General features: G+C 32.3%; 14 protein-coding genes. All 14 read right to left on the minus strand.

Annotation, left to right across the window (positions count from 1 at the left end):
- Nucleotides 1-10 precede the first annotated feature (10 nt).
- Complete coding sequence (locus tag TSYNT_RS02770; protein WP_059031610.1) at nucleotides 11-922, minus strand: glycosyltransferase; 912 nt, start codon at nucleotides 920-922, stop codon at nucleotides 11-13.
- Between the two features lie 59 nt (nucleotides 923-981).
- Nucleotides 982-1,902, minus strand: a complete 921-nt coding sequence (locus TSYNT_RS02775; RefSeq protein ID WP_162780980.1) for a hypothetical protein — start codon at nucleotides 1,900-1,902, stop codon at nucleotides 982-984.
- Between the two features lie 790 nt (nucleotides 1,903-2,692).
- Nucleotides 2,693-3,796, minus strand: coding sequence for a glycosyltransferase family 4 protein (locus tag TSYNT_RS02780; protein WP_059031612.1), 1,104 nt, complete (start codon nucleotides 3,794-3,796; stop codon nucleotides 2,693-2,695).
- Between the two features lie 8 nt (nucleotides 3,797-3,804).
- Nucleotides 3,805-4,794, minus strand: coding sequence for a Gfo/Idh/MocA family protein (locus tag TSYNT_RS02785; RefSeq protein WP_083497615.1), 990 nt, complete (start codon nucleotides 4,792-4,794; stop codon nucleotides 3,805-3,807).
- Nucleotides 4,795-4,821: 27 nt separating this feature from the next.
- On the minus strand, nucleotides 4,822-5,610 hold the full coding sequence (locus tag TSYNT_RS02790; RefSeq protein ID WP_083497616.1) for a polysaccharide deacetylase family protein: 789 nt from the start codon (nucleotides 5,608-5,610) through the stop codon (nucleotides 4,822-4,824).
- Between the two features lie 4 nt (nucleotides 5,611-5,614).
- Nucleotides 5,615-6,307, minus strand: coding sequence for a hypothetical protein (locus tag TSYNT_RS02795; RefSeq protein ID WP_059031613.1), 693 nt, complete (start codon nucleotides 6,305-6,307; stop codon nucleotides 5,615-5,617).
- 12 nt (nucleotides 6,308-6,319) lie between these two features.
- Nucleotides 6,320-7,381 carry a non-hydrolyzing UDP-N-acetylglucosamine 2-epimerase gene (gene wecB, locus TSYNT_RS02800; protein WP_059031614.1) on the minus strand — a complete coding sequence of 354 codons (1,062 nt, stop codon included), beginning with the start codon at nucleotides 7,379-7,381 and terminating at the stop codon, nucleotides 6,320-6,322.
- A gap of 11 nt (nucleotides 7,382-7,392) precedes the next feature.
- Nucleotides 7,393-8,721, minus strand: a complete 1,329-nt coding sequence (locus tag TSYNT_RS02805; protein WP_059031615.1) for a nucleotide sugar dehydrogenase — start codon at nucleotides 8,719-8,721, stop codon at nucleotides 7,393-7,395.
- Nucleotides 8,722-8,726: 5 nt separating this feature from the next.
- Nucleotides 8,727-9,302 (minus strand): acyltransferase, encoded by a 576-nt coding sequence (locus tag TSYNT_RS02810; protein WP_059031616.1) that lies wholly within the window; start codon nucleotides 9,300-9,302, stop codon nucleotides 8,727-8,729.
- Complete coding sequence (locus TSYNT_RS02815; protein WP_059031617.1) at nucleotides 9,303-10,493, minus strand: DegT/DnrJ/EryC1/StrS family aminotransferase; 1,191 nt, start codon at nucleotides 10,491-10,493, stop codon at nucleotides 9,303-9,305.
- 21 nt (nucleotides 10,494-10,514) lie between these two features.
- Nucleotides 10,515-11,735 carry a glycosyltransferase family 4 protein gene (locus TSYNT_RS02820; RefSeq protein ID WP_059031618.1) on the minus strand — a complete coding sequence of 407 codons (1,221 nt, stop codon included), beginning with the start codon at nucleotides 11,733-11,735 and terminating at the stop codon, nucleotides 10,515-10,517.
- Nucleotides 11,736-11,768: 33 nt separating this feature from the next.
- Nucleotides 11,769-12,941 carry a LegC family aminotransferase gene (locus TSYNT_RS02825; RefSeq protein WP_059031619.1) on the minus strand — a complete coding sequence of 391 codons (1,173 nt, stop codon included), beginning with the start codon at nucleotides 12,939-12,941 and terminating at the stop codon, nucleotides 11,769-11,771.
- 157 nt (nucleotides 12,942-13,098) lie between these two features.
- The gene (locus TSYNT_RS02830; protein ID WP_059031620.1) at nucleotides 13,099-13,482 is read right to left on the minus strand and encodes a holo-ACP synthase; all 384 of its coding nucleotides are present in this window, start codon (nucleotides 13,480-13,482) and stop codon (nucleotides 13,099-13,101) included.
- Between the two features lie 17 nt (nucleotides 13,483-13,499).
- Entirely contained in the window at nucleotides 13,500-14,132 is a 633-nt protein-coding gene (locus TSYNT_RS02835) for an acetyltransferase (RefSeq protein WP_059031621.1), read from the minus strand.
- Nucleotides 14,133-14,140: the final 8 nt, after the last annotated feature.

Genomic DNA, 14,140 nt, shown 5'->3' on the forward strand with positions numbered 1-14,140 from the left:
AAACACCTCATTAATAATAGTTATCTATAATGTCTTTCTTATATAAATCTTCATCCTTCATAATTTTTGTCAACTCTCTGGCAGAGTTTTTAGTATGTTTATAGATAAAAAATCTTTTATCTCTTTCACTCCTGCATAATTTATCAGTTGAAGAATCCTCTTTATGAAATACTTCTAATTCAGGTGTATAGAGCATCCTTATATTTTCTTTTCTTGCTATATAAAATAATATATCTTCTTCCATGTACAAAAACGTCTTACTGTAAATTCCTTTATATTTGCTTATATAATCAGGTGAAAAAATTAGGCAACTTCCGTGTAGTTGAACATCTTCAAGCTCCGTGAGCCACAGGTTTTTTCTATTTTTCTCGGTATCGTCTGTGCTCAAAAAATATTTTAATGATCTATATAAGTTAAGTATTGGAGTTTCGATATTTAATCTATTTAGTATCTGGTATATTGAATATTTAAATATTAATCTTTGTACCTCTTTCTTTGTAATTGGAGTTATTTTTTGTGGATTTTGATGAAGACCGTCTTTTAGAGAAATTATATTTGGTCCTAATACATGGAACTTTTGTTCATCATATTTGTGGTAAAGGTTATGTATAAAATCTTTTTGCTTAATAATTATGTCATTATTTAGAAGTATTATAAAATTACTATTTAATTTATTTTTTGCATAGTCAAACCCAACATTATTTCCTTTAGCAAAACCAAGATTTTTATTTAGAATCAATACTTCTATATTTGGACAATAATTATATTTGGCTTTTATTTTCTCACCAGAACCGTTTTTTGATCCGTTATCTATTACAAGTATTTCATGATCTGTATCAAATTTACAATTCAATATTGAATCTATGCATTCGCATGTATCCTCATAACTCAAAAAATGCAATATAACAAATGTTGTTTTCAATTATGCTTCCCTCCATATAGAAGTGATTTTATATATTGGACATCTTGGCAATTCTTAATTCAAAGTCCGTTTTGTATTAATCTATACAGATATATCAAATATGCTATTATAAAAGATAAAAAAAAGTTAGTTATATGCCAATAAAATCCATCATAAAATCCTATTGTAATTAAATACATAAAAAGAACTGTTATTAAAGCAGAGTGTAGTTTGCTAATTCTTTTATCATTTATCCTTTTTAATTTATTTGTGGCAATAAAATATATCAAAGTAGTTACAGCAATAATAAAAAAATTTATTCCATATTCATACAAAAATGTAAAATATTGATTATCAATTACTGGTAAGTCTACAACAAAATTTTGTGTTTGATCTTTTATTAAGTACTTTATGCTTCCTGGGCCATGTCCAAAAAATAATCTTATAATGCTGTCAGATGATATTTTCTCTAAAATAAAATTAATAGTACTAATCCGTTGCATGTAAGATATTTGATCAAATAAATTATTAAATCTAAATTCAATAATTCTATAGGTATCTGTTAATTGAATAGCCTCAGGTAATTGTGTAAAGATTGATAATCCCAAAATTATAATTGCTATTAAAAAAAAGGATATGATATTTTTATTATTTAATTTTAAATTTTTTAAAATATAAAATATAACTCCGAGCAGCAAAGATAAATAAACACTTTTAGTAAACGTAAAAATTATTGTTGCTAAATTCAAGAGTATTAATATTAAATTTCTCTTATTTAAAAAGTATAAATTTAACATAAAACTAAATAACATCAAATTACCCATAACTATGCTATTTGTCGCACTACCCGTAACTCTATAAATCCAACTATTATTTTTTGTAGTATACAACATGGCAATTGAATCATCCATAAAATAGCTAAAAATAGGATTAAATTTTATAATATATTCTATAATACAATATATTGCAAGCAGATTTAGCAATATACTAATAGTTTTCAAAAATTTTATATTATCTTGAATAGTGTTTTCTTTTAGCCAGATTAGGATATTACATAAGCTTAACATGAACATCAAAAAGTAGCCATAATAACTTAATGATAATCTTATATACCTCATATCTTTACCGAACAAATTTATAATAAAAATAAATGTTACATAAAATGTTATGTAAGATAGTAGCTTCATGTTACTTGTCAAGCTTTTAAAATTCAAAAAGAAATAAATTACTTGAAAAGTTAAAATGATGTATGTAAAATAAGGATTCTTACCAGATAAACCTGAAAAGAATATATAATAAAGAATAAGCATCTTTATATATATATTACTTATAGTGCTTCTAGATATATTAACATTCATATATTTAAAATTCGCTCCCTTGTCCTCGTTTATCTTATATCTAAAGGTTTGAAGTGTTTTTTGATAAACGCAAAATTTCCTCCAAGTCAGTTAGGAGATATGGCGAATGCCCGATTCCTTTGCTATTTCTTTAAAAAGATCAAAAGTAAATTGTAAACCGTTATCTGACTTATTTTGGGAAGTATCATACCTTTTGCAAATTTTTTGGCTACTAAATTTTTAATTATTCTTCCTACATCTTAGAATAGAAAGGATGGCTCCAAATGGCAATCAATCATTAAAGATACATGATCCATGTATTAATTGATAATATTTTTATATATCTTTCATCGATTTTAAAAATCACCATACATTTTTACTGCATTTTTGGCACGAAAAACTTGTAGGGCTTTTTAAGCTTATGTAACACATCTGTCTTACTTACAAATGACTGCTAATATTTTCCATAAATACTTAAATACTCTTTTGCTATCTTATCCCAATCAAATTTATCGACTTTTTCTATGCAATTTTTTGAAATGGTTTCATAATTATTTAAGATATCTTTAACTCTGTCTGAAATCTCCTCGGCAGAATTATATTGAACTGAATAGCCGACTTCTCCTTCTTTAAATTGTCCATCAAAGCCCTGTCCTCTTGTATAAATAATTGGGAGGCCTTGAGACATAGCTTCTGCATACACCAAGCCAAAGGTTTCATGTTTAGAAGGCATTACAAATACATCTGAACTTCTATAGTGGTCTATTAATTCCTCTTTCTGGCAATGCGGTATGTATTTGATAAATGGATGCTTATCTATAAAATTACAGTACTTTTTATCGGTTATCTTTCCAATAATCTTATAAGTTACTTCATATCCTTGATCTGATAGAAGCTTGCAGGCTTTTGCTGTTGTAATTATGTTTTTGTTTTCGCTGACAGTACCTGCATAAATAAGTTTTAATTTATTGTCTTGAGGTTTAATTCTATCTTGAAATTTATTATCAAGCCAAAATTTATCTATACCATTAGGTATTACTACAGATTTTTCTTCTATTTCTTTTTTATATTTCTCAGGAATAAATTTATCTATAGTATATTTTTTATATGGCGTAGAGATAAATATTATTTTTTCAGCATTTTTCAATATATTGATGCCAAGAACCCTTAAATGTATCATTTTACCAAAAAATAAATTTACATCTGTGTTCCTTACTGCAACTATATAAGGTATATTGTACTCTTTCTTTATCTTATAGGCTATGTAACCATTTGAAAATAGAGAATGAGCATGAATGATATCATATTTACTGATCTCCATCTTGTTTTTTATATCATTTAAAACTTTAGCATGTTTTAGATGAAAAAACAATCTGTCAATTTCATTATAGCATTTTGATATGTGAATATTAGATGGAAATTCTCCTTTTGCTTCATACTTATTTTCCACAAAAACATATACATCTTGTTCTAATTTGAGTTTTTCCAATGAATCAAATAATTTCTGGTATAAGTTAGTACCAACATAATAAGAACATATGTGCAATACCTTAGTCATTGATTCACTTACCTCTCATAAGCCCTCAATATTATCTCCACGGCTTTCTTTCCTTCTTCACCATTTACCAAAGGCTCTCTGTTGTTATTTATAGCATCTATAAAGTCTTTGTAAAGGGGCGTATGGCCTAAGTTGGTTTCATCTAATTCGGCACTATCGTAATCTTTTTCGTCTGCAAAATTCCATGTTTCTATACGTCCGTTTTTTATAACCACTGTTCCTTTTTCTCCAAATATGCTCAAGGTTTCTTCAAGGTTTTTCGGATATACGCATACACTGCCTTCTACAACTCCTATGGCTTTATTTTTAAACCTGATAAGCATAGCTCCGAAATCTTCTGTCTCAATATCTCTTATAAACGTATCAGTTTCAGAAGATATTCGCTCAACTTCTCCACCCATCATCCACTGCAGTAAATCTATGTTATGTATACATTGGTTTATTAAGGTGCCGCCATCTAATTCTTTTGTCCCTCTCCATGATGCTTGCCTATAATAGTTATCATCTCTTGCCCAGAGGGTGCGGGCAGAACCATGTATCAGTTTCCCAAACCTTCCTTCCTCTACAGCCTGCCTTAATCTTTGGACTGCCGGAATAAATCTGTTTTGATGAGATACGCATACTTTTTTATTCTTTTCCTTACCTAATCTAATTATTCTATCTGCGTCCTCTATACTCAGTGCCATAGGTTTTTCTATCAATACATGTTTATCACGATTTAGAGAGTCAACAGCTTGATTTGCATGATAACCACTTATTGAAGCTATAGTAACAACATCTATATTTTTATCATTCAAGAATTCATCATAATTTGCATACACCTTTACATTTGAATTCTTTATCTTAGATTCATATTGATTCTTTCTATCTATGGCAAGCTCTTTTACTATGTCATAGACAGCTACAAGCTCTGCCTCATCTTTGTTATTTATTATGGCATCGACATGTTTTGCAGATATTCTGCCGCAACCTATGATTCCAAACTTTAGTTTTGACATATTAACCCTCGCTTTTATTTCTAAGAATTAATTTCTATATTTTATGCCTTCAATTAGTCTAATGTAATCATCCTTTATATTTTCCTTTATGTTAGCTTTCCAATGTCTCGGATGAGTAAGAATATATATTACAGGACTATGATTTTTTATAGCTTCCTTTGGCGAATTTGGTTTCCAAAATACAGGATAACCACAATCAGAATGCCTGCTAGTTACATATTTCATCATACTGTCATCATAAACTTCAAGTTTTATATTATTCTTGTCTCTAAATTCTGCCTCCCTTAATATTACGCAATTTGTAATCTTTAAATATCTATTTACAAAATCACCATGCGAAGCAACAATCTCCATTGGAATTCCCGTAGCATTCCTTAAAGCTTCTAGGTTTTTGCTGAATAAACTTTGGATTTTTGTAAGATTATCATATATTTGATTAGGATTTTTTATTTTATATTGTTTTGCATATGATGCTACTTCTTCATAGTGATAGCTGACTTCACTGCCAAATTGATGAATTTCTTTCATCAGTGGAATATTTATTGTAGATAACCTAAAATAATAGGATGCATTAACATTTAATTGCTTTTCAACTTCAAACATCAGTTTAGCAGTAGAAGCATCTGTATCAATATCATGTCTTAAAACTAAGTAATTCTGATTCTCTATATTTTTATTTACTATTACATCATAGAACTGTTCAATAGAAACTATTCTATATCCATTTTCTAACGCTTCAATCAGTAAGTTTTTATATTCTTCTAACCTTGAGGGTAAAAATAAATCTGAATATATTCTTTGAAAAACTTTTTTCATGGAGCTATTCCAACCTCCATTTTACCTTAGCTGGTTCAAATCCTAATCTTTCCTTAAAGTACTTCAATCCTGGTTTTGCACCAAAAAACGTATCATACATAATATATTTAGGATATCCAAGTAATTTCTTTTTTTCGACAAAATCATGTACTACCTCGCTTATTAGTAAATACATAACTCCGTCTTCTAATGCCTCTTCATGCCCCAGTAATCTTGAAATAACACATACGTCTCCTATTATTGGCACATATGCATAGGCTTTTAAAGTATCATTTTTGTCAAAAACCCCATACAAACTCGGTTTATCTGAAATCCACTTTTTTACTTCATTTTCGTCAGTATAAGATTTGCTTATAGGTCTACCTTGACGCACGTTTGATGATGAGTTTATATCTATTATTTCTGTAAAAAAATCGCTGGAAGGAAATATTTTAAAATAATAGCCCTGTTTTAAACATTTAGTCCTGTTTGTCCTTACTACCTGCTTTTTCTTTCCTTTTAAATATTCCTCAAAAGAGGTCGGTATCTCTTGAATAGCCACTCCCCACTTTTTATTTTGTATTATTTTGTATCTTGGATGTGGCTTTGTGAAATAATCATATATATCTTTATTTTCACTAAAAATTCTTAATGAAAGTGTAGGTAATGAGTACATTTCCTTCAATATAGAAAACATATGAGCTAATTTACTTTTCATACAAATTATCCCTCATTTATAAATACGTAATATCGAAACTATCTTCTCCGCTGCTTTGCCGTCGCCATATATATCCTTAATGTATTCTGCTTTTTTAGCTTTCATCACATTTTGATATATATTATTTTCATCGGATAAAGTATTTAATCCCAAATCCGTAAGCTCACGCCAACCAGTATCCGGCATGATTACTACTGCCTGTTTACCGGAGAAATATGCTTCTTTTTGATATCCGCCGCTATCTGTTATCACTTTATAACAATTTTGAGTAAGCCCCATCAGTTGTAAGTAATCGATCGGCTCTATTACTGTAATATCTGTTATTAGGTGGCTCAACCCAAACTCATTAATTCTTTTTTGAGTACGAGGATGAATAGGCATTACTACTTTTATTTCTTTAGAAATCCTATTAACTTCCTTTAATATTTTTTCTAATTTCTCGGGGATATCTACGTTAAAATCTCTGTGCAACGTCATTATAATAAATTGATTTTCTTTTAAATGTAATTTCTCCATCAGCACGTAATCAAAACTTGGTTTCATTTTTAGAAATATATCATACATGACATCGCCTGTAAAAAATACGCCTTCTGTTATTCCTTCTCCTTTTAAATTCTCTACTCCTAAATTACTGGGGACAAATAAATATTGTGATATTCTATCAGTTAACATTCTGTTTATTTCTTCAGGCATATCCTTTGGTTCTTGTCTTAAACCTGCTTCTACATGAGCAATATCAATCTTAAGCTTAGAAGCGGCAATTGCTCCTGCCAATGTAGAATTTGTATCTCCATACAGTAAAACAACATCAGGTTTTTCTTGTAACATTATTTCTTCCAACCGGATTATCATTTTACCTGTCATTTCGCCATGCTTTGATGCGCTAATCCCCAGATTATAATCCGGTTTTCTCATATCAAGCACATCAAAGAAAACACCTGACATGTTGTCATCGTAATGCTGGCCTGTATGAACAACAACTTCCTTAATGTCATCAAATTTATTTATTTCACTTTGAATAATTGCTTCTTTAACAAATTGAGGCCTTGCACCTACTATAGACAGTATTTTCATAATGAATGCTCCTACAACAACTCAATATTTTCTCTTTTTAAGACATCTTTCATTGCATTTTTAGTATCGAATATAAATTTTGAATTAGACTGCACAAAATCATAGTCTATATTTGTATGGGCTGTAGTTATTACTACCAAATCCGCATTTTGCAGTTCCTGCTTACTAAGTTTTTCTACACTTGTTCTCTTTTTCCCTTTATAGTCGTAACTTGCAACATAAGGATCGTAGTAATTTACTACTGAGCCTTTTTTTTCGAATCCTTCTATAACTTTTAATGCCGGACTTTGTCTTATATCATCTATATCTTGCTTGTATGCTACACCAAGTATCAATATATTCGAACCGTTTAATGGTTTCTTGAAACGGTTTAATATCTTTGATGCCCGTTCGACTACATAATCAGGCATACTGTCATTTATTATTCCAGATGTTTCTATGAGTTTGGTATGGTAATCAAATTCCCTTGCCTTCCACGCTAAATAATACGGATCAAGCGGTATGCAGTGTCCTCCTATTCCGGGGCCGGGATAGAAAGCTTGAAATCCGTAAGGTTTGGTTTTTGCAGCATCTATTACTTCCCATACACTAATACCCATTTTTTCGCATATTATTGTCATCTCATTAGCCAGTGCAATATTTATATTTCTATAAGTATTCTCAAGCAGCTTTTCCATTTCTGCTACCTTTGGCGATGATACTTTATGTACGCAGCCTTCTAAAACCGAACTGTACATTGCTGCAGCAATTTCCGTAGAATCTTCTCCTACTCCCCCGACCACCTTTGGAGTGTTCTTTGTTTTATAAAGTTTATTGCCGGGATCTACCCGTTCCGGCGAATAGGCTAAAAAGAAATCTTCTCCGCATTTTAATCCTGAGCCTTCCTCAAGTATCGGTAATAGCAGTTCCTCTGTAGTACCTGGATATGTAGTGCTTTCCAGTACGACAATCGAACCTTTTTTTAGGTATTTGGATATATTTATAGCAGAGTTTTTTACATAGCTGATATCCGGCTGCTGGTACTCATCTAGTGGAGTTGGTACACATATGGCTATAAAATCCGCATCTTTCACTATTGAAAAATCAGTAGTAGCTGATAGTAGGCCCTTATTGACTAAATCCGTCAGTTCTGTATCTACAACATCGCCTATATAGTTGTGTCCTTCATTTACCATTTTAACCTTTGATTCCTGTACATCAAAACCCACTGTTTTATATCCTGCCTTAGCTTTTTCTACTGCTAAAGGCAAGCCTACATATCCTAATCCTATAACAGCAACTTGTGCTGTTTTGTCTTTTATTTTCTGTAATAGATTATCTTTTATTTCTTCCTTACCCATATTTTTTACTCCCTTGGTATTAAATTTTCGTTTGCAAATATATATTCTTTACTGCAGATGCTGCATTTATATATGTTGTTGATTTTTTCCAACTTATTTCCGCATTTACAAACATATCCTACTACTTTTGCAGGTGTTCCTATTACAAGTGCATAGTCAGGAACATCTTTTGTAACTACGGCGCCTGCGCCGACAAAAGCATATGAGCCTATATTATGTCCGCAAACTATAGTGGCATTGGCACCTATCGAAGCACCTTTTTTTACTATAGTTTTTTTATATTCGTTTTTTCTTTCTATAAATGCCCGCGGGTTTATTACATTGGTAAAAACGCAAGAAGGACCTAAGAACACATCGTCTTCACATATAACGCCGGTATAGACTGATACATTATTTTGTATCTTTACGTTATTACCTATCACAACATTAGGTGATATAACCACATTCTGTCCTATGTTGCAGTTCTCGCCTATTTTGGCATTTTGCATTACATGTGAAAAATGCCAAATCTTAGTGCCTCTTCCTATCTCGCACGGTTCATCTATATATGAGGATTCATGAACAAAATAATCCTTATTCATTTAGTCACCAAATTTCTTTATAGTATCTACTATATATTCTTTTTCTTCATCTGTAAGTTCTGCAAACATTGGTATTGCAAAGGTTCTATGGGAAAGATATTCCGCATTGGGAAGATCTCCTTCTTTATATCCTAAATCTTTATACGCTTTTTGAAGATGCAGCGGTATCGGATAATACACGCCTGTGGCTATTCCGTTTTCTTTCAGGTAATTTACCATTTTCGAACGATCATCCGACTGAAGAATATACAGATGATATACATGTTTTACATTATCTGCTTCAAAAGGCGCTGCAAGATTAGTATCTTTTAATTGTTCGTTATAAAACCGGGCATGTTTTCTTCTTGCATCATTCCAAATATCAAGGTTTCTTAATTTTACCCTGAGTATTGCAGCTTGGAGCTCATCAAGCCTTGAGTTTTGGCCAATTAGATAGTTATAATACTTCAAAGGATTGTATACTGTATTGTCAGTTCCGTTATCTTCTACAGCATCTTCCTTAATATTATTGATTATATTAAAGGCTTTTTGTCCATCGGCCCCGCTTCCATGAGCTCTTAAAGCCCTGCATACCGTTGCAAGGTTATAATCATTTGTAACTATCATGCCTCCGTCACCGGCACATCCTAAATTCTTTGTGGGGAAAAACGAGAAACAAGCTATGTCTGATAAACTTCCTGCCTTTTTGCCCTTATATTCCGAACCGATAGCTTGACAAGCATCTTCTATAACTTTCAGGTTATGTTTTTTAGCTATTTCATTTATCGCATCCATGTCGCATGGCTGTCCAAAGATATGTACAGGCATTATGGCTTTTGTCTTATCGGTTATCTTTTCCTCTATCTTTGCAGGGTCAATATTAAACGTATTAATATCCACATCTACAAAAACCGGAGTTGCCCCTACAAAAGATATGCTTTCAGCTGTTGCAAAAAAAGTAAATGGAGTTGTGATTACTTCATCTCCTTTACCAATTCCCAAAGCTTTTAAAGCTATGATAAGGGCATCTGTTCCATTTCCCACAGATACGCTGTGTTTTGTTCCTATGTATTCACTAACTTCTCTTTCAAATTCTTTAACATTTTTGCCCATTATATATTGACCTGCAGATAAAACATCTAATACTTCTTTGTCTACTTCTTCTTTTATAGATTCATACTGCCTTTTAAGATTGATTAATTGTATTTGCAAATATACCGCACCTTCTTTTGTTTAATCTTCTAGAATAACTTCTTCTAGTTTATCGGTTAAAATTTTAAAATCAAAATCACGAGCCGCCTTCAATGCATTATTACAGTAAGTATCATATTCTTCTTTCGGCATATTATAAAACTTGAGAATTCCTTCTGCTAAGGCTTCTGCTGACCCGCCTTTTACTGTAATCCCGCACTTGTATTTTTCTAACATGTCATATCCGCACTCAACATTTGAAACTATGGGATGCCCGGAAGCGAAGTACTCAAACATTTTATTTGGACTTAATCCATACTTAAATAAATTCGGTAAGTATTCTAAACAAAATATGTTCAGATCTGCCCTTGAGAGAATGGAGGGCACATATCTTTTATCTACCCTACCCTTAAAGATAACATTTGTAACTTTGTCCTCTTGAACACGATTTTGAAGTTTTTCTTTTTCCGGGCCATCGCCAAAAATATAAAATTTAATATCTTCAATTCCTTTATCTATAAATATCTTTGCAGCATCAACTATTCTATATATGGCATTTGCCTCGCCGATAGCACCTGTAAATAAAACTTTAAATGTGCTGTCATCGCCTAAATCTTCATCTTCTAAAACATATCTTGTTTTATTCTGATTGAATTCTTCTAAATCAACTCCGTTATTTATATATCTGACCTTAGAGGAATCTAAGCCTATGCTTTCAACGTAATCTTTTCCGCCCGGAAAAGTAAAGATAAGTTTATCTGCCTTTTGATAAATAAATTTCTCTATTTTGTAAAGTATCTTTGCCGGAATACTATTCTTACTCATCTTGCCCATAGCTACGAAAGTTTCCGGCCATAAATCTCTAGTTTCGACTATAAACTTGGCGCCATAACGCTTTGAAAGTTTATATCCCGCAAGCCAAGTTAGGGGATGCGGAGAAGATGCGTATATTACATCCGGTTTTTCGGTATCAAATTTTTTTGAAACTGACATTAAACCGGCAGTATAGTCTATCATATTTTTTATTCTTTCTGCTCCGTTTCCCTTATAATTTCGGGCTCGGATAATAATAAAAGGTACATCATTATGTAGTTCATACAAATACTTTCTTGAATCGGTTATCATGTTCTGATTTGAATTGTGAACAGTACTTGCACAAAAAATTTTAACATTATAGCCGCGCTTAATTAGGTTTTCAGCAAATTTGTAATGCCTTCCGCCAGAAGGTTTTGCATAGTGATTTAATATCCAGATATTTTTCATTCTGTGTCTCCTTGATGTAGTAATTAAATCATATTATTTCTTATACATTTGCAGTTTCTCCACCACTACCCCAACTTCTTCCTCACTCAAATTGCTGCTGCAGGGTATGTTTATGAGGTTCTTTTCATAAAACTCTGCTTTTTCTATTTTATAGCTTTGATTGTTGAGGTAGGGTTTTTGTTTATGTATTAGGCTCCACAGAGGTCTTGTTTGGATACTGTCATTGTTTAGTTTTCTGAGAAGTTCGTCTCTATCTATTCCGTATTTGTCTTTATCAACTATTACAGAATAAAACCAGTGGTTTGATCTGGTATCTTCCCTGAAAGGAAGAAGCGTTAAACCTTCTATATTTTCTATGCCTTTTTTATATAGGTTGTAGTTTCTAATCTTTGTTTCTATAAAGCTTTCTAATTTATCTATCTGGTCTGTTCCAAAGGCTGCCTGGATATTGGTCATACGGTAGTTGTATCCGACTTCGTCGTGAACAAAATATAGCGGATCTGTTTTTGCTTGGACTGCTAAATACGCTACTTTGTCAAGCAATTCTTGATTATTTGAAACTACCATCCCGCCGCCGCCGGTTGTTATTATCTTGTTGGCATTAAAGGAATATACCCCTATATCACCGATAGTACCGCAGTACTTGCCTTTATATTTTCCTTCCAGATAATATGAGCCTAAGGCTTCTGTAGAGTCTTCTATAACTTTTAAGTTGTATTTTTCCTTTATCCTTATAAGTTTTTCCATATTTGCAGGATTGCCGAATACATGGACTATTGTTATTGCTTTTATTTGTCTTTTTGTCTTTTTATTGATTACCTTTCCGTCTATAAAATCACATTCATTTTCCAGAAATTCTTCAAGCTTATCCATATCCATATCTAATGTATCATCACAATCCATGAATATAGGTTCTGCACCCATGTATTTCACCGGATTTACCGCTGCTATAAATGTAACCGTAGGAACTATTACCTCATCTTCCGGCTCTATGCCAAGCACCTTCAGTGCAAGATGAAGCCCTGCTGTACCGCTTTGACATGATACCGCTCTTTTTACACCTACATATCTTGCTGTCTTTTCTTCAAATTCAGTTATAAATCTACCGCCCGTTGACACCCAGCCTGTTTCTATGGTTTCTTTTATATTCTCCATGATGTCTAAAGAAAGGTTAGGAACCGATAGGGGTATTGGGTTATGATCCATGGTTTACCACTCCAAACTGCTTTTTGATACTAAATTAAATCCACATTTTAGTAAACGTTAATTTTATTTTCTATATTCAGGGAAAAATGAGCTTTCTTCTGTCTTTGCTTCGCTTAGAATGTCAATTAAATCTTTGCAGAGCCCTATATCAAGGATTTTATATAAAAAATCCTCTTTCTAAAGCAACTAAAGCAACAACTAATTTGTTTTCAGTATCTATTGTTAGATGTGCTTCTGTAACACCTAATTCATCTGCAAAACTCTTGGCTGTATTTAAAAATTCTATTTTTCTCTCACCATTTTCATTTATTATTATTTGAATATCTTGGGTGCCGATAGTATCAGTAAATCCTGTCCCCAAAGCTTTTGCCACTGCTTCTTTTGCTGCCAACATACTACCCAAGGTAATTATTTTTTCCCTATAATTGAGTTTAACTGTTGATTCTAATTCTAAAGGGGTAAAAAGTCTGCAGAGAATACTTTTTTTACGTTCTATGATTTTTATTCTTTCAAGATCAAGGATATCGGCGCCAATTAGCATACCTTTTCACCCGAAATTTACTTTATGTATTTTGCTGGATTCCCAAAAACAGTAGAGCCTTCCCTTACATTTCGAACCACTACACTGCCTGCGCCAATAACCGAATCATCTCCTATAATAACGCCCGGTAAAACGCAAGCACTACTGCCAATGCTCACTCTCTTACCTACCTTTGCAAAACCAGTAACATCTACTTTGCCACTGAGAGTTGAGTAGTCGCCCACTGAAGCATCGTGGCCTGTGCCTGATCCGCAATTAATTGTAACAAACTCTCCTATATTTGCATCACAGGTTATAATAGAATTTGGACATAAAACACTGCCTAGGCCAATCTTTACATTTTTTCCTATAATACTCGTTCTGTGGATAAAGGTTTCAAACTTTGCACCTTTATCCCTGAGCACATTTGCAAGTTTGTACTTAATTCGAGGAGTTCCTATAGCCATAACCAGATACTCATCATCTTGAGGTTGATACTCCGATATCGTTGATACTACATCAACTTCATAATTGTACTCCCTTAGTGCTGACAAATTATCATCTAAAAATCCCATAACTTGCCAGTCTGGATACTTTTCCCGCGAATCTTTAATCCAGTTATAGACTTCTCGACCAAAACCGCCCGCACCTACAATTAAAATTTTCTTCATAATGATTC

The organism is Tepidanaerobacter syntrophicus, from assembly GCF_001485475.2.
Taxonomy (GTDB): Bacteria; Bacillota; Thermosediminibacteria; order Thermosediminibacterales; family Tepidanaerobacteraceae; genus Tepidanaerobacter; species Tepidanaerobacter syntrophicus.

Bases quoted from the DNA above. Each gene is read 5' to 3' on its own strand.
- TSYNT_RS02825 (WP_059031619.1), bottom strand. From the start codon at position 12,941: ATGGATCATAACCCAATACCCCTATCGGTTCCTAACCTTTCTTTAGAC.
- TSYNT_RS02780 (WP_059031612.1), bottom strand. From the start codon at position 3,796: ATGACTAAGGTATTGCACATATGTTCTTATTATGTTGGTACTAACTTA.
- TSYNT_RS02835 (WP_059031621.1), bottom strand. From the start codon at position 14,132: ATGAAGAAAATTTTAATTGTAGGTGCGGGCGGTTTTGGTCGAGAAGTC.
- TSYNT_RS02805 (WP_059031615.1), bottom strand. From the start codon at position 8,721: ATGGGTAAGGAAGAAATAAAAGATAATCTATTACAGAAAATAAAAGAC.
- TSYNT_RS02820 (WP_059031618.1), bottom strand. From the start codon at position 11,735: ATGAAAAATATCTGGATATTAAATCACTATGCAAAACCTTCTGGCGGA.
- TSYNT_RS02810 (WP_059031616.1), bottom strand. From the start codon at position 9,302: ATGAATAAGGATTATTTTGTTCATGAATCCTCATATATAGATGAACCG.
- TSYNT_RS02830 (WP_059031620.1), bottom strand. From the start codon at position 13,482: ATGCTAATTGGCGCCGATATCCTTGATCTTGAAAGAATAAAAATCATA.
- TSYNT_RS02795 (WP_059031613.1), bottom strand. From the start codon at position 6,307: ATGAAAAGTAAATTAGCTCATATGTTTTCTATATTGAAGGAAATGTAC.
- TSYNT_RS02785 (WP_083497615.1), bottom strand. From the start codon at position 4,794: ATGTCAAAACTAAAGTTTGGAATCATAGGTTGCGGCAGAATATCTGCA.
- wecB (WP_059031614.1), bottom strand. From the start codon at position 7,381: ATGAAAATACTGTCTATAGTAGGTGCAAGGCCTCAATTTGTTAAAGAA.
- TSYNT_RS02790 (WP_083497616.1), bottom strand. From the start codon at position 5,610: ATGAAAAAAGTTTTTCAAAGAATATATTCAGATTTATTTTTACCCTCA.